General features: G+C 69.0%; 23 protein-coding genes. 11 read left to right on the forward strand and 12 right to left on the reverse strand.

Annotated elements, in window-relative coordinates; translation table 11 throughout:
• Window positions 1-34 precede the first annotated feature (34 nt).
• The gene (locus H6717_10740; GenBank protein ID MCB9577488.1) at window positions 35-904 is read left to right on the forward strand and encodes an alpha/beta hydrolase; all 870 of its coding nucleotides are present in this window, start codon (window positions 35-37) and stop codon (window positions 902-904) included.
• 7 nt (window positions 905-911) lie between these two features.
• Here H6717_10740 and H6717_10745 read toward each other — a convergent pair whose 3' ends face one another.
• Window positions 912-1,217, reverse strand: coding sequence for a PilZ domain-containing protein (locus tag H6717_10745; protein MCB9577489.1), 306 nt, complete (start codon window positions 1,215-1,217; stop codon window positions 912-914).
• A 6-nt stretch (window positions 1,218-1,223) separates the two neighbouring features.
• On the opposite strand from H6717_10745, the gene H6717_10750 reads away from it, so the two are divergent.
• From H6717_10750 to rpmB, 7 genes are all read left to right on the forward strand, one after another.
• Entirely contained in the window at window positions 1,224-1,880 is a 657-nt protein-coding gene (locus H6717_10750; GenBank protein MCB9577490.1) for an aminodeoxychorismate/anthranilate synthase component II, read from the forward strand.
• Window positions 1,877-2,899 carry an anthranilate phosphoribosyltransferase gene (gene trpD, locus H6717_10755; protein ID MCB9577491.1) on the forward strand — a complete coding sequence of 341 codons (1,023 nt, stop codon included), beginning with the start codon at window positions 1,877-1,879 and terminating at the stop codon, window positions 2,897-2,899. Before H6717_10750 ends, trpD begins: the two co-directional genes overlap by 4 nt.
• A gap of 3 nt (window positions 2,900-2,902) precedes the next feature.
• On the forward strand, window positions 2,903-3,664 hold the full coding sequence (locus H6717_10760; GenBank protein ID MCB9577492.1) for an indole-3-glycerol-phosphate synthase: 762 nt from the start codon (window positions 2,903-2,905) through the stop codon (window positions 3,662-3,664).
• Window positions 3,665-3,837: 173 nt separating this feature from the next.
• Complete coding sequence (xerD, locus tag H6717_10765) at window positions 3,838-4,728, forward strand: site-specific tyrosine recombinase XerD (protein MCB9577493.1); 891 nt, start codon at window positions 3,838-3,840, stop codon at window positions 4,726-4,728.
• 72 nt (window positions 4,729-4,800) lie between these two features.
• Window positions 4,801-5,643 (forward strand): N-formylglutamate amidohydrolase, encoded by an 843-nt coding sequence (locus tag H6717_10770; GenBank protein ID MCB9577494.1) that lies wholly within the window; start codon window positions 4,801-4,803, stop codon window positions 5,641-5,643.
• Window positions 5,640-6,575 (forward strand): hypothetical protein, encoded by a 936-nt coding sequence (locus H6717_10775; GenBank protein ID MCB9577495.1) that lies wholly within the window; start codon window positions 5,640-5,642, stop codon window positions 6,573-6,575. The genes H6717_10770 and H6717_10775 overlap by 4 nt, the downstream gene beginning before the upstream one ends.
• Before the next feature lie 38 nt (window positions 6,576-6,613).
• The gene (gene rpmB, locus H6717_10780; protein ID MCB9577496.1) at window positions 6,614-6,841 is read left to right on the forward strand and encodes a 50S ribosomal protein L28; all 228 of its coding nucleotides are present in this window, start codon (window positions 6,614-6,616) and stop codon (window positions 6,839-6,841) included.
• A gap of 15 nt (window positions 6,842-6,856) precedes the next feature.
• Here the strand turns inward: rpmB and H6717_10785 are convergent, their stop codons facing one another.
• The 5 genes from H6717_10785 to H6717_10805 are packed head-to-tail and all read right to left on the reverse strand — an operon-like array spanning window position 6,857 to window position 12,010.
• Window positions 6,857-7,801 (reverse strand): hypothetical protein, encoded by a 945-nt coding sequence (locus H6717_10785; GenBank protein MCB9577497.1) that lies wholly within the window; start codon window positions 7,799-7,801, stop codon window positions 6,857-6,859.
• Complete coding sequence (locus tag H6717_10790) at window positions 7,798-8,442, reverse strand: DUF72 domain-containing protein (GenBank protein ID MCB9577498.1); 645 nt, start codon at window positions 8,440-8,442, stop codon at window positions 7,798-7,800. Before H6717_10790 ends, H6717_10785 begins: the two co-directional genes overlap by 4 nt.
• A 47-nt stretch (window positions 8,443-8,489) precedes the next feature.
• Entirely contained in the window at window positions 8,490-9,917 is a 1,428-nt protein-coding gene (locus tag H6717_10795; protein MCB9577499.1) for a hypothetical protein, read from the reverse strand.
• 18 nt (window positions 9,918-9,935) lie between these two features.
• Entirely contained in the window at window positions 9,936-10,787 is an 852-nt protein-coding gene (locus H6717_10800) for a hypothetical protein (GenBank protein MCB9577500.1), read from the reverse strand.
• On the reverse strand, window positions 10,784-12,010 hold the full coding sequence (locus H6717_10805) for a tetratricopeptide repeat protein (protein MCB9577501.1): 1,227 nt from the start codon (window positions 12,008-12,010) through the stop codon (window positions 10,784-10,786). Before H6717_10805 ends, H6717_10800 begins: the two co-directional genes overlap by 4 nt.
• Window positions 12,011-12,210: 200 nt before the next feature.
• On the opposite strand from H6717_10805, the gene H6717_10810 reads away from it, so the two are divergent.
• Window positions 12,211-13,443 carry a hypothetical protein gene (locus H6717_10810; protein MCB9577502.1) on the forward strand — a complete coding sequence of 411 codons (1,233 nt, stop codon included), beginning with the start codon at window positions 12,211-12,213 and terminating at the stop codon, window positions 13,441-13,443.
• A 100-nt stretch (window positions 13,444-13,543) separates the two neighbouring features.
• On the forward strand, window positions 13,544-14,182 hold the full coding sequence (locus tag H6717_10815) for a methyltransferase (protein MCB9577503.1): 639 nt from the start codon (window positions 13,544-13,546) through the stop codon (window positions 14,180-14,182).
• On the opposite strand, the gene H6717_10820 is transcribed toward H6717_10815, so the two are convergent.
• From H6717_10820 to rpsP, 5 genes are all read right to left on the reverse strand, one after another.
• A complete protein-coding gene (locus tag H6717_10820; protein ID MCB9577504.1) occupies window positions 14,151-14,705 on the reverse strand; it encodes an RNA methyltransferase in 555 nt (184 codons plus the stop codon). The two genes, H6717_10815 and H6717_10820, sit on opposite strands and share 32 nt — an antisense overlap.
• Window positions 14,702-15,394 (reverse strand): tRNA (guanosine(37)-N1)-methyltransferase TrmD, encoded by a 693-nt coding sequence (gene trmD / locus H6717_10825; GenBank protein ID MCB9577505.1) that lies wholly within the window; start codon window positions 15,392-15,394, stop codon window positions 14,702-14,704. The genes H6717_10820 and trmD overlap by 4 nt, the downstream gene beginning before the upstream one ends.
• The gene (gene rimM / locus H6717_10830; GenBank protein ID MCB9577506.1) at window positions 15,391-15,897 is read right to left on the reverse strand and encodes a 16S rRNA processing protein RimM; all 507 of its coding nucleotides are present in this window, start codon (window positions 15,895-15,897) and stop codon (window positions 15,391-15,393) included. The genes trmD and rimM overlap by 4 nt, the downstream gene beginning before the upstream one ends.
• A complete protein-coding gene (locus H6717_10835; protein MCB9577507.1) occupies window positions 15,894-16,130 on the reverse strand; it encodes a KH domain-containing protein in 237 nt (78 codons plus the stop codon). Before H6717_10835 ends, rimM begins: the two co-directional genes overlap by 4 nt.
• Window positions 16,131-16,238: 108 nt before the next feature.
• Complete coding sequence (rpsP, locus tag H6717_10840) at window positions 16,239-16,484, reverse strand: 30S ribosomal protein S16 (protein MCB9577508.1); 246 nt, start codon at window positions 16,482-16,484, stop codon at window positions 16,239-16,241.
• A 233-nt stretch (window positions 16,485-16,717) separates the two neighbouring features.
• Between rpsP and H6717_10845 the strand changes: the two genes are divergently transcribed.
• The gene (locus tag H6717_10845; GenBank protein MCB9577509.1) at window positions 16,718-16,987 is read left to right on the forward strand and encodes a NifU family protein; all 270 of its coding nucleotides are present in this window, start codon (window positions 16,718-16,720) and stop codon (window positions 16,985-16,987) included.
• A 6-nt stretch (window positions 16,988-16,993) separates the two neighbouring features.
• Here H6717_10845 and H6717_10850 read toward each other — a convergent pair whose 3' ends face one another.
• Window positions 16,994-17,857 (reverse strand): hypothetical protein, encoded by an 864-nt coding sequence (locus H6717_10850; protein ID MCB9577510.1) that lies wholly within the window; start codon window positions 17,855-17,857, stop codon window positions 16,994-16,996.
• Window positions 17,858-17,896: the final 39 nt, after the last annotated feature.

Genomic DNA, 17,896 nt, shown 5'->3' on the forward strand with positions numbered 1-17,896 from the left:
CCAGAGTGAGGCTATCAGCTGGCCGAGCCGCGCCATGCCGGAGCTCGAAACCCGGACGCTGACCTCCCACGATGGGACCACCATCGCCTATCACGACAGTGGTGGCGACGGGCCGCCCCTCGTCCTCGCCAATGGTCTCGGAGGGCCGTTCCACGCCTGGCACCACCAGGTGGAATACCTCCGCGATCGCTACCGCATCGTGAGCTGGGACTACCGCGGACTGTATGGGTCCGGCCCGCCCCCGGGCAGCCCGCCCGAGGTCGATGTCTCTGCTCAGGTTGGCGATCTGGAGGCGGTGCTGGAAGCCACCGGTATCGAGCGGGCCGCCTTCATTGGTTGGAGCATGGGAGTTCAAGTGGTGCTCGAGCTCTACGAGAAGCACCCGGAGATGGTCAGCCACCTGGTGCTGGTGAACGGCACCTTCGGTCGCCCCTTCGAGACCGTGGCGGTGCCTTTGGCGTCTCGCATCGTGCCCCGCCTCTTGAACCAGAGCCGCCGCTTTGGCGGTACCGGCTCGCGGCTCTTGCGCCGAGCGACGCGCTGGCCCGAAACCGTGCTCTGGCTCAAGCGCCTCGGCATCATCGGCAGCACCCTCGACGAAGAGACCTTCCGCGAGATCGCCGCCGAGTTCGGCGAGGTGGATCTGGAGCTGTACCTGGCGACGCTGCGCGCCCTCGGCGATCACGACGCCGCCCACGTGCTCGAGACCATCGCGGTGCCCACGCTCGTGATCACCGGGGACCGCGACGCGTTCACTCCTCGGCAGATCGCGCAGCAGATGGCGCGACGCATCCCCGGCGGCGAAATCCTCGTGGTCCGCGGCGCCACGCACTACACCGCCCTCGAGTATCCCGAGCTCGTGAACCTCCGCATCGAGAAGTTCTTCCGCGAGCACGAGTATTGAAGACGGGTTAGGCGACCGCCAGGAAGCGCTCGAGGCGGTGGGCGTCGTCGGGCGCGGTGCTGACGAACTCGATCGCTTGCGTGCGATCCTTGCGCCACACGCCGCGGGCCCAGACCCAGACGGGGGACGGATCTCCGGGCAGCCGCAGCGAGATCGGGAACGACTCCATCGCACCTTCGGGCTCGCTGTAGCTGACGGCCAAGAGCCCCGAGTCGGACAGGTCCACGCTGCGGCACAGGTGCGGATACCCATCGAGGTACTTGTTGAAGAACATGCGGATGGGCTTACGGAACGAGGTGCGCCGATCGAACATGATGGAATGGTATCGGGGCACGGGACGGCACCCGAAGTTTCCGGGGTCTCGTTTGACGCCGCGGAAGCGGGATGCGACGCTTCTGCCGTGCCGACCCGTGTCGTGGTGATCGACAACTACGACTCCTTCACCTTCAACCTGGTGCAGTACATCGAGTCCCTCGGCGCCCGGGCGGACGTGCGTTTGAATGACGCCACCACCGCGGCAGCAGTGCTGGCCGACGCGCCCGACGGCGTGCTGCTGTCCCCCGGGCCGGGCACCCCGGACGACGCCGGCATCACCCTGGAGCTCATCCGCGTTGCGGCGGGCAAGCTGCCCATCTTCGGCGTGTGCCTCGGGCATCAGTCCATCGCCCAGGCTTGGGGCGGGCAGATCGTACGGGCCAAGCGGCTGATGCACGGCAAGACCTCCCCCATCGAGCACGACGGCCGTGGCGTGTTTCGAGAGCTGCCCTCCCCCTTCGAAGCGACGCGCTATCATTCGCTCCTGGTGGAGCCCTCGAGCGTGCCCGCTTGCCTGGAGGTGAGCGCTCGCACCAGGGAGGGCGAGATCATGGGCCTCCGCCACCGTGAGCTCGCGGTGGAGGGCGTTCAGTTCCACCCCGAGAGCATCCTCACCGACCACGGCCTCCGGCTGATCGAAAACTGGCTCGCCTCCCTATGACCAAATTCGCCGACGTCTACGCCGAGCTCGAGAGCCCCGCCGGCATCTCCCCGGCGACGGTGCGCCGGGTGTTCGACGCCATCCTCGCCGGAGAATGGACGCCGGTGCAGGTGGCGGGCTTCGCCGTCGCCCTGCGGCTCCGGGGCGAGAGCGCCGAGATCATCGCGGCCGCCGCGGAATCGATGCGCGCGGCGATGGTGGCGGTGGATCACGGCCTCGAGCGCGTGATGGACACCTGCGGCACCGGCGGCGACGGCAGCGGTACGTTGAACCTGTCCACCGCCGCGGCGGTGGTCGTCGCCGCCGCCGGCGTGGCCGTCGCCAAGCACGGCAATCGCGCCGTCTCCAGCCGCTCGGGCAGCGCCGACGTGTTGGAAGCGCTCGGCGTCCCGGTGGATCTCCCCGCCGCCGCCGCTCCCCAGGTGCTGCGCGAGGCGAACATCGCGTTCCTGATGGCGCCGGTGCATCATCCGGCGATGCGCCACGGCGGCGTGGCCCGCCGAGAGCTCGGTATCCGCACCATCTTCAACTGCCTGGGCCCGCTGGCGAACCCCGCGCGGGCCACGCATCAGCTCCTCGGCGCCTACGACGACGCCCTGCGTCCGGTGCTCGCGGAGACGCTCCGCAGCCTGGGAGTGCGCCGGGCGTGGGTGGTGCGCGGTGCCGACGGCCTCGACGAGGTGAGCCCCTACGGCCCTACGCGCGTCACCGAGCTGCACGACGGCGAGCTGCGGGAGCTGAGCGTCACGCCGGAAGATTTCGGCCTGCCGACGAGCGCCGCGGGTGCCGCCGCGGGGGGCAGCGCCGACGAGAACGCGGACATCCTCCGGCGTATCTTGACGGGCGAGGCCCACGCCGCCCGGGACGCGATCCTGCTCAATGCCGCCGCCGCCCTGTGCGTGGCCGAGGGCCTGTCGCCCAAGGACGCAGCGGAGCGCGCTCGCAGCGCGCTGTCCTCCGGCGCCGCGGGAGACACGCTCGAGCGCTGGAAGCAGAGCGCGGCGGCGCACCGAGGCTGAAGCGTGGGGGTGCTGGAAAAAATCCTGACCCAGAAGCAGCGGGAGCTCGACGCCCTCGCGGCACGCGAGCTGCCGGCGCCGCCGCCGCGCCGTCCCGTCGCTCTCGCGCGCCGCCGGGGAGAGCCGCTCCGGCTGATCGCGGAGATCAAGCTCCGGTCGCCCTCCGCCGGCGCCTTGAGCTGCGAGCTGTCCGTGGCCGAGCGGGCCCGCGCCTACGAGCGCGCCGGTGCCAGCATGATCAGCGTGCTGACGGACTCGGAGTTCTTCGCCGGTGCGTGGGAGCACCTGGGCGAAGCCCGCAGCGCGACGTCGCTTCCGATCCTGTGCAAGGAGTTCGTCATCGACGAGCGCCAGCTCGATGCCGCGCGGGCGTACGGGGCCGACGCCGTGCTGCTCATCGTGCGCTGTCTCGCCGCCGAGCGTGTGCCGGCGCTGATTGCCGCAGCCGCCGCGCGGGATCTCGTGCCCCTCGTGGAAGTGGCGACCCACGACGAGGCGCGCCTGGCCCTCGACGCGGGCGCCAAGCTCGTGGGCGTCAATGTGCGGGACCTCGACTCCCTGGACATGAACCCGGAGCGGGCGCGACGGGTGCTCGCGTCGTTGCCGAGCTGGGCCGCAGCCGTCCACCTCTCCGGCCTGGGCGACCCCGACGCCGTGGCCAAGGTCGCCGACAGCCGCGCTTCCGCGGCGCTCATCGGTGAAGCCTTGATGCGACAGGCCGACCCGCTCCCGCTGCTCGCCGCGATGCGCGACCGCGCCGGCTAAGCTTCCGATCGTCGCCGGTATCCTCGCTGGGGCTTCCGATTTTCGATTTCTTTGTCGGGCCGGCGCGGAAACGCCGCGGCCACCCGGCGCCCCGCGGCCACGTCGTTTCCGCGCCGCCGCGGCAAAAAGAAATCGCAGCAAAACTGTCGCGGTCCGGCGGATTTCCGTAACCTTTGGGCGTGCGCCTGGATGCCTCCGTGGATGCTTTCCTCGACCACCTGCGGGTGGAGCGGGCGCTCTCGCCCCACACCGTGGCAGCCTATGGCCGCGACCTCGCGAAGCTGGTGGGCTTCGCGGAAGAACAGGGCGTGACACGGCCGGAGGACGTCGATCTGGGTCTGTTCAGCGGCTGGCTCTCGTCCCTGGCCCACAGCGGGCTGGGCGCTCGAAGCGCGGCGCGGCATCTGTCGTCGGCACGCGGACTGATGCGATTCCTGCTGCGGGAGGGGGTGCTGACGGCGGACCCGACGACCCAAGCGGCGCGGCCGCGGTCGGGACGAAAGCTCCCCCACACGCTGGCGGAGCACGAGCTGGTGCGGCTGATCGAGGCGCCGGACGCCAGCACCCTGCGCGGCCTCCGGGATCGGGCGATGCTCAGCGTGGCCTACGCCGCGGGGCTGCGGGTGAGCGAGCTGGTCGGCCTGACGCTGGCAGACGTGGACTTCGAACGGGGCGTCTTGGCGGTGACGGGCAAGGGCGGCAAACGGCGGCTGGTCCCCATGGGAGAGGTCGCCCTCGAGCATCTGGAGGCGTATTTGGCGGCGCGGGACGAGGAGCAGGAGCGGACCGCGGTGCTGTTCCCCTCCCCGCGGGGCGGGCGTCTGACGCGACAGGCGTTTTGGAAGATCGTGCGACGCACGGCGCGGGCGGCGGGGATCCGGGGCTCGGTCCACCCCCACAAGCTGCGCCATTCCTTCGCCACCCACCTGCTCGCCGGGGGAGCGGATTTGCGCAGTGTTCAGCTGCTCTTGGGCCACAGCGACGTGGCCACCACGGAGATCTACACCCACGTCACCCGCGACCATGTTCGTCGCGCTCACCAACGCTCGCACCCGCGGGGGTAGCTCCGGCCCGCGGTTCGGGGTGCGCTTGTTGCGGGCGGGATTTCGAGCTAGACGGTCGCGTCTGGCGGCGGAGTGAGCGTTCAACCGGAAAGTACCGCGGCGGTGTTCGAGGTCCACGAGCCCGCAGCGAAGGAGATCCCCGTCGTCGTGGAGGTGCCCCACGCGGGCCTCTCGGTGGACGCCACCTCGATGGCCACGCTGTGTGCCCCGGTGCGTGCGCTGGCGCGGGACGCGGACCTGTACGTGGACGAGCTGTACGTCGACGCGCCCGCTGAAGGCGCCACGCTGCTCGCGTCCAAGGTCAGTCGCTACGTCTGCGACCTGAACCGTTCCGCTCAGGACGTCGATGGCCTCACGGTGGAGGGCAAGGGCACGCGGCCCTATCCCCACGGCCTGATCTGGCGTTCGACCACGGACGACCTGCCCGCCCTGGAGCGGGCGCTGCCGCCGGCGGAGCTCGAGCGGCGCCTGGAGGCCATCTATCGGCCCTACCACCTCACGCTGAGCCAGTTGCTGCAACGCAAGCAGGAGCGGTTTGGCTACGTGATCCTGCTGTGCGGACACTCGATGCCGTCCCGTGGTCGGCCGGGACACGCGGATCCGGGGCAGCTGCGAGCGGACGTGGTGCCCGGAAGCCGAGGGGGAACGAGCGCGGACCGGGCGGTGCTCGACTGTACGGAACGCGTGTGCCGCGAGCGGGGCTGGAGCGTGGATCACGACAACCCCTACAAGGGCGGGTTCTCCACTGGCCACTACGGTCGCCCCCGGCAGGGGCAGCACGCGATCCAGATCGAAATCAGCCGGAGGCTCTACATGGACGAGCGGACGCTCGCCAAAAAGCCTAAAGATTTCGCTGAGACCCGGGCATTCTGTCGAACGCTGGTGGCGCAGCTGGGAAAGCTCGCGCTAGCATGAAAACCCTGCCTCAGATGGCCAGCTCCACGTCCACTGCGCAGGCTGAGCGCGGGCCCACTTCGGGCGTCCACACCGCGGTGAAGGAAGTCCCCAAGCCCCTGCTCGCCTCGGAGGTGCTCCGAGACGAGCTCGCGCCACTGCAACCCGGCCGGAACGCATCGCGGATCTGGTTCGTGGGCATTGCCCTGGCCCTCGGCCTGCTGGGGGCGGCCATGCGCTGGGGCGTGGGTGTGCCGGCGGTCCACGCCGACGCGGCCACCATCGCGTTCTCGGCAGCGGGGGCCGTGGCGGCCCTGGCCGCCCTGCCCTTCCCCTACGCCCTTCGAGGTGCCGTCGCGGTGCTTTTGGGCGTGGTGCTGATGGTGCTCGGAGCCCGGGGGGCGGGACCGCTGGCGGGCATGGCGGTGGATGGCAGCGTGCTGCGCGTCATCGCCCGGCTACTGACCCTGACGGTACTGCCCGCGGCGCTCTTGTTCCGCGCGCGCTATCGTGCGTTTCCTCGAGCGCGGCACGTGCTGGCGGGGGCCATGGCGCTGTCCGCCCCGTTCATCGCGCTGGAGGTGATGCTGGCCTTCGAGCCCGGAGCGCCTACGGTGGTGCGGGTCGCGGCGGGCGTGTGCGTGGCGGCGGTGCTCTCGGGCCTGTTTGGCTTCATGGGGGAGAGCACCACGGGAGCCTCGGGGTTCTGGGCGGTGCTGGTGCTGGCGGTGCTGCCAGTGGAGATCGCCGTGCGGCAGCTCACGCCCCTGGCGGACGCCGACACGGGCTACCTGACCTACCCAGCCACGGCCGTGGGGATCCTGTGCGCCAGCCTGCTCACCAGCGTGGGCGTGTATCAGCTGCTGGCGGCGTTCTGGGCGCCGGAGGCCCGCCGCCTGTCCCTCGCTGGTCGGCCCCCAGCGGAATCGGAAAAAAGCCGCAAAGTCGCTTGAACGACCTGGACTCCTACGCTAGCTTCCCGCCCCTCCAAATGGCCCGAAGCGAGATCACAGGAAAGCGCCGGATGCGTGCCCGTAACGTGTCCCACTCCAACATCCACACGCCGCGGTGGCAGAACGTCAACGTGCAGCGTCGTCGCCTGTGGGTGCCGGAGCTGGGTCGCTACGTGACGCTCAAGCTCACCACGAAGGACCTGAAGACCATCGATAAGGTCGGCCTGGTGTCCTTCGCCAAAAAGAACGGCCTCAGCCTTTCTTGAGCTTCAGAGCCGGTCTCAGCGCCGCAGCGCCTCCACCTGCTTGCTGCTCGCCGAGCGACGCAGCACGAAGGGCGCCGTCGCGACGTCGAGTCGCGCGGCGTTAGGTGCTGCCAACACCTCGACGATGGCACCAGCTCCATCCGTGCGGATGGCAATGGGAGCAGGCGCCGAGAGCGGCGCGCCGGGGGCGACGCGCGCCACACCGCGTTTGACGGGCACCGCGGCGAGTGGCGCCTCGAGCTCGAGATCTTCGAGCAAGAAGCCGTCGACCAGCCGCCGGTAGCTGAGGGCGGCGAAGTTACCGCGCACGTCGACGGCGCAGACCGCGCAGCCCACGCCCAGCTCGGTGGTGTCCGTGGCGGCGCCCTCCTCGGCCCAGGGCGGCTCATACAGTCCATCGCGCAGGGTGGCCTCGTGGTCCACGTCCGGCACCTGGGAGAAGTCCGTGGTGGTGAGTAGGCCACCCTGACTCGGCCCCGCCACGCGCAGCAGGGGGCGTACGAAGCTGACGTCGGTGAAGGCGCCCGCGCCGCCGGTGCGCACCAAGCGCAGCAGGGACGCGCGGGCGGCGGCACCGGCGCGCTGCGCGCGGCTGATGCCGGGCTTGACGATGCTGGCCAGGGAATGGCCGCCGTCGTACGCGTGGGCTACGAGAGCCGCGGGAATGCTGGCGGGGACGGCAACGCGCGCTTCGTCCGGCACCTCTTCGTCCGCCTTGAACCCGCGAGGGCGCCGGGTTCCGAGGCCGGGCTGACGGAGCCGACCGTCGAACGCACGGGCACCGGCGCCAACCCCCGCGGCGAGCACGGAGACCGGGCCCAGCAGCACTCCGGCGTAGGCGCCCGCTGCCGCGAAGAACCCGCACAGCACCGCCCCGGTGGCCGATCCGTTGGCCCCCAGAAACTCCGTCGCGGCTTCTTCCACGACGGGATCGTTGGCGATGGCTAGCGCTCGGGTCATTCCTCCTCCATCTCGCCCAGCTGCTGGCGCAGAGCGCGAGCGACGTTCATGGCTCCGCTACCCTCCACGACGACGGCAGCTTCTTCGCACTCCATCAGCCGGTCCGCAACGAGATCCACTGCGCCGGCGGGAATTCGGCCGCCATGGCCGAGCCCCCGGAGACGCGTGTAGATACGGCTCCCGGGCGCTGGTTCGGCGTGTCCCAGATCCCGCACCAGCACCACGCCGAGCTCCGCGGCTAGGGATTCCGCGGCGGCATCCTCCCACAGACCTGCGGGCTCCCAGGCGATGTTGCGCTGCTTCGGAAGCAGCGCAACGAGCTGCGAGAGGCGGCTGCGAGAGCGGGCGGTGGGTGTGACGGAGGCGGGCGTGCGCGCCACGATCCAGCGGGCGTCGAGCGTCTCCGCTGCCGCCAAGGCGCGGCGCAGGGCCTCTTCGGAAGGCTCCGTTTCCAGCTGGGTGACCTCGGAGGGCAGCACCACGCTGAACACGAACCCCTCCGGGGCGGAGCTCTTCCAGCCAGCGAGGCGCGCGGTGCGGGGTGCGCGGCCCGCGTCCGTGCGCACTTCGAGCAGGTCGAAGTTCTTCGTGTAGCGGGAGAAGTCGCCTCGGAGCTCCACCGTGCCGACGGAAAGGTGCATTGCGTCCGCGTTCTGCCAAACCCGGGCGCCCGGCGCCAGTCAGAAGCTCACTGGCAGGTCACGACGCCGGCCCGAACCTTGGCGACAGCGCTGCCTTCCTCGTACCAAGCGACCACCAGCGTCTGCTTCGTAGCGTCCAGATCGGCGATGGTCGCCGCCGCCGCTGCCTTCACGGTGAAGTTGCCCTGAGCGGTGGTGACCACGAAGTTTGCCACCCGTGGACTACCATCGAGGCCGAACCAGTGAAGCAGCACGCGGTTGTCCGTCTCGGACGACGACACCGCGGCGATGCCGGCCTTGCCTCGCGAAAGGTCGAAGCTATCCGGCGTGTGGTTCATGGGGGACGTGTGCGAGAGGGCCGGCGGCTTGGTGGAGCCGAGATCCGTGAGCTTCGCTTCGTCGAAGACGCCGGAGTACAGCGTGGGCGTCCCGGAGGAAGGAACCTGCAGACCGAAGGCGGCGAGCTTCGCCCCCTGCTGCACGGCGATCCCCCCGAGGAGCTTGGTCGAGTCCCCCGCGGCCTCGGCCAAGTCGAGCTGCCAGGTCCCGGTCAGCGTGGTTTCCGTCGTCCCCACGCGGAACCCAGCGGGCGTCGCGGTCTGCACCCAGTTCTGCGATGCCAAGCGCGCGAAGCTGACAGGAACGTAGGTCTGATCGGCCGGCATCGCGTTGACGCTGACGAAGGTGGTCGAGCCCGCCTGCCCTACCGTGAGCGAGCGTCCGTTGGTGAGGTTCTTGCAGCCGACAGCATAGTGGGCGTTCGGGCCCTGGACCGCGAAGGAGGCCCTGTCGATCGAGCTCTCAGGTCCAGTACAGAACCCCGAGGTCGGCAAATCCATCCGCGTGACGCCATTGGTCACGGGCTCGCCGGACGCATTGAGGGGCACCTCCAGCCGAATGAGATGCGCTTGCGGCTCGCCCCCGACCAGATTCTTGGTGTTCCAGCCGAGGAGCGTCAGCTTGCCCCCGAGCACACCCCCCGCCCCCGGATGAATGATCGCGACCTTGCTGGCGTCGTTGATTGCGGGCCGCTTGACCTTTGCTTCCGAGCCCAGGCTGCCATCGGAGTGGATGCGACGAATGCCGATCACCGACTCGGCGCCAAGATCCTCCGCGCGCGCGAAAGCGTAGGCATCATCCCCCGTGGTATCGCTTCCCACGCCCAAAGTGGCCGAGTCGAGCTTCGTGAATTGCAGCTGGGTGGTGAAGATGTCGAAGGTGCCGTTCACGAGACTGCAGCCATAGCTGACGGAACCGCCGCTCCCTGCGGCACCGGCGCTGCCAGCGACGCCGCCGACCCCAGCAGCGCCACCGCCGCCAGCGGAACCGCCCATCCCGGCCGCGCCGGCCGCTGCGTCGCCGGCAACGCCCGCTCCGCCCCCGGTCGCGGGTTGGTCCTCGAAATCGCCGAGCCCGATGATCTGCGAGCAGCCCCCCAACAGCGCCGCGACCAACGCCAAGTTCACACTTCGCATCGCCTTCACCTTAACGCATCAGCCGCCGTCGAAGTGGAACCACTGCGTCGGATGCGCGTACAGAAACCGCTCGAGCTCCCACACGGCGCGAGCCGCCGCCGCCGCAAGCGCCGCCGAGCTGGGGCGCGGCGGGACGCGGATCGGCTCGCCGCCCCAGAGCTCATAGTCGAAATGCCCGACCCGCCGGACGAACAGGGGGACGACCGGCACCCGCGCCAGCGCCGCCAGCGCGAAGGGGCCCTCGGGCACCTCGAAGGGGGCGCCGAAGAGCTGGGTCGTGAGCGTGCGACCGCCGGGCGCGCCGCGGTCGAGCTGCGCGGCGACCACGCCGCGGTCGCGCAAATGGTGCAAGAGCGGCAGGGCATCGAGAGCGTGGGCGCCCACGTGGGCGATGCGCACGCCGGCGCGACGACGCACGCCATCGTGGACGTTCCGCGCGCCCGAGTCCTGTTCCGCTGTCATCGCCACCATCACGTCGACGCCCAGGTCACGCGCCAAGAGAGGAGCCGCTGCGTCCCAGGCACCCACGTGCGCGGTCACGACCACGGCGCCCTGACTCAGACACTCGAGCTCGGTGCCCGGGCGCACTCGTCGGCGCGCGTGGCGCGCGTCGGCGCGTTCCGAAGCGAGCGCCTCGGCAAGGCTCCCCGCGTAGCTCGCGAAAGTGCGGGCAACGTCCGCGCTCTCGACCATCGCCGAGCGCGGGCCGAGCACGCGGCGCAAGTTCGTGCGGACCCGCCGCCGCGCTTCGGGCATCAGCGCCGCGAACAGCACCCCAAAGGCGGGGGGGCTGTACTGGAGCCAGGGCCGCGGACCATAGCGCGCCCCTGCGTAGGCCAGCCGTCGGAGGACGGCGCCGGAGACGTTCATTTGAGCGCAGCGAGCTTCTTCTGCACCCGAGCTCGATCGGTGCCCGTGCTCTTCAACGCGTGCAGATAGGCCTTGCGGGCTGCCGCCGTCTCCTTGGCATGCGCGTGCACGTCGCCAAGCACCTCCCAACCAGGGCCGTGCTTGGGGAACGACTGAGTCGCGCGGTCGGCGAAAGCGCGCGCCGTCGTGGGTCGCGCTTGGGCCAAGCACGCCTTGGCAGCGTGGACCAAGGGCGTGGGATCCGTGCGCGCGTAACCGTGAGCCTGCTCGTAGGCCTCGATGGCCAGATCGATGTCGCCCTTCGCCGCCAGCGCGTCCGCCGCTACGAGCTTGGCCGCGCCATTGTTGCTGACGAGCTTGAGCGCCGCCTGGGCTTCCGCCAGAGCCGCCGTGGCGTCACCCTTTGCCAGCAGCACGCGTCCCAGGGCAGCTCGCCAATCCGCTTGCTTGCCATCCACGGCCAGCGCTTTCTGCAGCGCCGCTTCGGCGCCGGCGGTGTCTCCTTGCGCGAGCAGCACCTCTCCGAGGCGCGCGTGGGCGGCGCCGTACTGCGGGCGGATCTTGATCGCCTCCGCCAGGTGAGCCGCTGCCGCTTTGCCGGCGGGAAGCTCCTGGCCCAACACCAACAGCGGCGCGGGCTCGCGGGGCGCCAGCTGATGCGCTTTCTCGAGCTCCGCGATCGCGCGTTTCTTCTGGCCCTGGGCGCTGAGCAGCTCGCCCAGCTCGAGGTGCGCCTCGTAGCGTTTCCCGTCGCTCGTGAGCGCGTCGCGCAACGCTTGCTCGGCCTCTTTCGGCTTGCCCATCTGCCGCAGCGCGCGGCCCTTGGCGACCAGGGCGTCGTAGTCCTTGGGCGCCCGGGACAGCGCGCGCTCCGCCGAGGGCAGCGCCAGGGATGCACGGCGCCAGAGTAGGTACGCTTCGGCGCGGCAGGCGTCGGCCTTGGCGGGCGCCACGGGCCCGAGCGTGCGGCACTCCGCCAGCGCTTGCTTCTGCTTGCCCGCCTCGATCAGGCTCCGAGCCGCCTCGTAGCGCACCGCGGCGGCGACGTCGCCACTGCGGGCCCGCCCGTAGCTCTTGCGCAGAACCTTCACCGCGTCGTCGAAACGGCCGGATTGACGCAGTGCGCGACCCTGGTCGAGGAGTTGCTCGGGGGAAGCGCCGGCGGCGCTCGCGACCGTGCTCAAGAAACACGCGAACAGGGTGAGGCGAAGGCTGAGGGACATGTCTGTACTTTCGCGGGTGGTAGCGGCCAGCTCCTACCTTGTCACCGTTTTTTCGCCGAAGCCGGCCCCATTATGAATGCGAGGGTGCCTTTTTTTCGCTAGCTTTGTTGCGCTCTGGGGTCCTGGGCCGCTCTCCATGAGACGTCCTCGGCCTCGGCCCGATTCGAAATTTTCCGCCTGATTCCTTCGAGGTAATAGCCATGCAGCGGTCCCTCCGCACCATCGCGGTCTCCTTGGCGAGCATCGTCGCCATCGCATCCAGCATCGCCTGTTCTGAAGACAAGAACACTGCCGGCACGGGAGGAAACGGCGGCAGCAGCGGGGATGGCGGCTCGCCCTACGCGAACAACGGCGAAGGCGTGTGCCCGGGAACGGTCCGCCCCGCGAACGACGACTTCTGTCAGGGAACCTGCCTGCACGACGCGAGCGGCACCTGCAACAATTCCTCGGGGCGCCCGGTGGATAGCTGCTGCGTGCTGGTGGGCGAGCCGGGCAAGGCGCAGACGGCGCACTATCTCGAACGCACCACGGATACCAAGGAGTACGCCGACCCCTCGGGAGCCGAGCCGAACTTGAAGTGCTTCGATCCGGCCAACTACCCGCAGAAGCCCGCCGCGGGTGCGGATCAGAAGACCGCGTCCCTCTCCGGTGTGATCAAGGCGTTCGCCAACGGCGGCTGCCTCGACACGGATCTCATCGGAGTGACGATGGAAGTCTACAAGGTCAAGCGCACCGGGGATCCTGCGACGGACGGCGCCCTCGGCGATCTGGTGGGATCGCAGTTGGTGGTGGACGCCAACATGGAAATCGAGATGGAGCAGGTCACCAACTGCAACGACGATCCGCGCCCCAATCGCAAGTACGAGTACCCGAGCGTTCCGATGTACACGGAGCTCCTGATCAAGACGTACGGCGACGGCTGGCAGCCGCTGTACACCTACAACGTCTACATCAGCGAAGAGGACCCGGACTACGACGCGACCAGCAACAGCTACCACTACGACGTGCGGGCGTTGGCGGCGGACGACTTCAACACCATCCCCACGGTGGCCATCGGCCAGACCATCACCCCCGGCAACGGCGCCATCGGCGGCGAGGTCCACGACTGCGACAACATCCGACTGCAGAACGCCCGGGTGGACATCTCCCTGCCGCGCAAGGGCTTGGTCTACTTCAACTCCGACGAGGACGATCCGCTACCCGAGCAGAGCCGCCAGAACATCGGGACCGGGCGGACGGCGCTGTACTCGGCCCTGGACATCAAGGTGGACGGCTCGGATGGCACCTTCGCCCGAGTGGCAGGGACCGGCGTGATCCCCGACGGCAACGGCGGCGACAAGCTGGTGAGCCTCGGGTACTACGACGTTCGGGTGTTCCCCAACGCCATCAGCGCCGTCAGCCTGCGCGGTTTGCGCCCGTTCCAGGTGCCGTGAGCTGACGCCGGCGGACGTCACCGAAGATGCGCTGCTCGGGGGCCAGCTGCGGCTGAGACAGCCGCGGCTCGGCCCGCGCGTCAGCGTCGACAGCCTGCTGTTGGCGGCGTTCGCGGCCGAGTGCGATCGCGGTCGCAGCGTGGTGGACCTCGGTGCCGGCGTGGGCGCGGTGGCCCTTGCGCTGTCCCACTTCGCGCCCGGCGCTCGGCTGGAGTTGGTGGAGCGAGACGACACCCTCGCCACGCTCGCCGAGGAGAACTTGAGCTTGGCGCACGCTGATGGGCACGTGCACCGGGTGGACCTCGAGCAACATGGCCTGCCAGAAGCCCTGCGGGGCAAGGCCGACCTGGTCGTATCCAACCCGCCCTATTTCGAGCCCGGCACAACGCGCGAGCCGAGCCAGCCGCGGCAACGCGCGGCGGACGTGGGCAGCCTGTCGCCCTTCTTGAGGGCGGCGGCCGCCGCCCTCGGCAGCCGTGGCCGCGCTGCATTCGTGTACCCGGCCCGTAGCTTGCCGTTGCTCCTCGCTCGAGCCGAGAGCGCCGGCCTGGCTGCCAAGCGGCTCCGGCTGGTGCACTCCACGGCCCAGAGCCCGGCGCGCTTGGCACTCATCGAGCTACGCCCCGGAAAGAGCGGCGGGCTGAGCATCGAGCCGCCCCTGGTGGAGTGGTGCGAGCCCGGCAAGCGATCGAGCGAGCTCGGCGCGCTCACCGAGGGCCGAGCAGTCGGTCGAACGTGATGGCGGCGGCGGCACGCACGGAGAGATGGTTGTAGCCGTCGGCGCGCGGAGACTTCACCGGTTCGAGTTGCGCAGCGGCGCGTTCGAGCACGCTGGGGGCCAGCCCCCAACCGGTGCCGAACACGATCAGAACGCTGGGGCCCTCGTCTTTCAGGGCGTCCCGAGCTGCTTCGTAAGAGAGCGACGGCCGGTCGCCCGCCTGTGCGCTGGTGACCCAGATTTCCGGCTGCCCCAGCTCGGCCAGCGCGTCGTCGAGGCTCGTCACCACGGTGAGGATCCCCATCGCGGGCTTGCGATCCGGAATGCGCTTTGCTCCGCTGCCCTCGGTCCAGTGGCTCCGGACCCGGAGCGCGAGCTCACGCTGCGCTTGCACCGGATGCGCCACGAACAAATGGCTCAGACCGTAGGTGTAGGCACTGCGCGAGATGTCGTGCAGATCGAGATTCGTGATCGCCGTGGTGACCACCTCGCGCTGCCGATCCAGCACCGGATGATGCGCGAGCAGCGCGGCAACGCTCCTCATTCGTCGTCCTCCAACAGATCGGGGCGGCGCTCCCGCGTGCGCGCCAGCGCTTGTTCACGACGCCACTGGGCGATCTTCTTGTGGTCCCCGCTCTTCAGCACGTCCGGCACGTCCATCCCGCGAAACTCGGCGGGCCGCGTGTACTGCGGGTACTCCAGGAGCCCTCCCCAGTCCGGTCCGAAAGACTCTTCCGTGGGAGACGCGTCATTGCCCAGCACGCCCGGGAGCAGACGAACCGTCCCTTCGACGATCGCCATCGCCGCCACCTCTCCCCCGGTGAGCACGAAGTCACCCAGGGATACCTCGCTGTCCACGCACTGGCGAGTGCGCTCGTCGAAGCCCTCGTAGCGGCCGCACACGAGTAGCACTCGCTCCTTGGTCGCCAGCTCTCCGAGCAAGGTCTGGTCCAGCCGGCGTCCCTGAGGCGTGAGCAGCACGCGGTGGGCTCTTCCCCCAAGCGCGCGTTCTGCGCTCTCCATGGCCGCAACGACGCAGTCCACGCGCATCACCATGCCGGAGCCGCCACCGTAAGGCGTGTCGTCCACCGTCGCGTAGTTCCCCAGCCCATGGGCGCGCAGCGCTTCCAGGTGCACTTGGAGCACTCCGCGCTCGATGGCCCGGCCGACGAAGCTCACCTCCAAGAAGGAGGCGAACAGCTCCGGGAACAGCGTGACGACGCCGACCTTCATGCGAACAGCCCGTCCCGGGACGTCAGCTCCACGACGCCGGCTTCCACGTCCACTCGCCCGAGCCACGGCTCCGCCAGCACCTGCTCCACGAGCTCCCCGCTGACGAGCCGCACCACGATGGCATCCACGCTCGGGTGAAGGCGCACCTCGACGACCTCCCCCACCTCGCCGTCGGGGGCCATCACCCGGGCGCCGACCAGATCGGAAAGGTAGTACTCGCCGTCTTCCAGCGGCGGCAGGGCCTCGCGCGGCACCCAGACCTTGGCCCCCGAGAGTGCTTCCGCGGCGCTTCGACCATCCACCCCAACCAGCTTCAGCAGCACCGCCTTGTTCGTCGGTCGTGCGGCCTCGACAGCAAGCTGCCGCTGGCTACCGTCCGGCAGCTCCAGCGCGACCTCGGTCGCCTGGTACAGCGCGTCGCTCCCATCCCAATGGAGATGCACTCGCACCTCACCGGATAGGCCGTGAGCGCGTCCGACGCGACCGATCTCGATCGGCTTCAATCGACGATGTCGAGGTGCGCGCGACGCCCGAGCTTGGTGGACGCCGCCGTCAAAATCGTGCGCATGGACTGAGCGGTACGCCCGTCCTTGCCAATCACTTTGCCGATGTCGCTCTTGGCGACCTTCAGCTCGATGAGCGAGTTGTGGTCGCCTTCGATTTCGGTCACTTCGACGCTGTCAGGGTCGTCGACGAGTGCCTTCGCAATGGTCGAGATCAATTCCTTCAAGGCCATGGGCAGGAGAACTCCGGGGGTCGCTGGCGCTGGGTTGCGCCCGAAATGCTGAGGGGAAGAGTCGCTGGGGGGAGTAGTCCGTGCGACACCGCGACCGGAGCTGGCCCGTCACGCCGTGGGCGCGGGCGTCTTCTTGAGGAGCTGCTCCAGCGTAGCGGACGGCTGGGCGCCGTGGGACTTCCAGTACTCGAGGCGCTCACGGTCGATCTCGAGCTTGGCGGGCTCGGCGGGGTTGAAAACGCCGATGTTCTCGATGAAGCGTCCGTCCCGCGGATTGCGGTGGTCCGTGACCACGATGCGGTAAAACGGAGTCTTCTTGGCGCCGTGGCGGGCGAGTCGGATGTGAACGGCCATGATTCCTCGAAACTGGTCCCCAATCACGGGGGTGTGGGGCAGGACTGTGATTCGCCCGGACCCGACAACGGTAGCACCGGGCACCCAGGGCGCCAGCGCTGCCAGCGGTCGGAGCCGCAGACGGGAGACGAGCGTCTAGATGGTCTCGGGCCGGTTGTCCAGCCCGAAACAGAAATGCAGCCGTTTCGAGGGCTCGCGACGGAGGTCGTGGCCGTGCTAACGTCGCCGTCTCTATGGGGTCGTCGCGTGACGAGCTCGAACGTGTCGTTCGCCAGGTGATCGCCCCACTTTTGCGGGCGGACGGGGCAGAAGTGTACTTGATCGCGGTGACCGACAGTGAGGTTCGGCTCCACGTGAAGGGGCACTATTCGGGCTGTCCGGGCCTCACCCTCACCAAGCGCCGCGTGATCGAGCCTGCCATCCAAGCAGTCGCGCCCGAGGCCCAGGTCGACCTGAGCTCGGGCGCGATCGTACCGCCGGATGCCGAGCGGCTCGAAGAGTAGCGGACGCTACTTCTTCTTCTTCTTGTCCTTGCCCTCGTCCTTCGGGGGCTCGGTCTTCTTCTGAGTGACCGCCGCCACGTCCTTGTCCATGGCGCTCGGGTCCTCCACCTTGTTCTTTCGGTACTTCGACAGATTGAAGAACACCGAGGTGTCCGCGTAGGCCATACCGATGATCTTCTGGTATTCGCGGTTGATGGCACGGACCACGACCTTGCCATCCTGCCAGCGGGCCTCGGGAAAGCTCACGCCCTTCGCGTAATCCGGCTCCACCATCTGTGGTTCCACGCCACCGAGCCTCTTGGTGAGGATTTGAACCGCTTCCTCGAAGCTCGCACCGTACGGGCCACCCTCCCGCAGCTTGTGCTCGTCGTAGATCATCCAGAGCTTGTCATTGAAGAAGAAGAAGTTACGTGTCGTGCCGCTACGGAGCGTGACTCGAGTCATGCTCTCGTTGTTGCCGTAGGAGTACTGAATCCCCTTGAGCGGAGTCTGGTCGATCCCAGTAGGCAGCGTGCCGAACAGGATCTTGTTGTGCCGCAGCACCGCCTTCTTGTTTTCCAGCTCGGCGTCGAGAGCCGCCATGCGCGGCCCCGGGGAGACCTTCTTGTAGAGAGGGACGAACTCCTTGTCGAAGACGCGATCGTAGATCTTGGCCAACTGCTCCACACTGATGCCCCACGCCACGCCCTTCGGGCTGAGCCCGATGCGCTTCTTCATCATGGGAGGCTTGTCGGACGCGCTGGGAGCCTTGGCCTTTTTGGCTTTTGGCTTGGCGAAGACGACGGCAGGCGATGCTGCCGCGTCATGGGCTGGCGCGATGGCGGTGACGAGTGCTGCTCCGACGAGCGCCGAGAAGAGCTTGAGCTTCATTGCTATCCTCCCGAAATCCTTGACTATGCCCCGTGGCCG

This window comes from Polyangiaceae bacterium, assembly GCA_020633235.1.
Lineage (GTDB): Bacteria > Myxococcota_A > Polyangia > Polyangiales > Polyangiaceae > JACKEA01.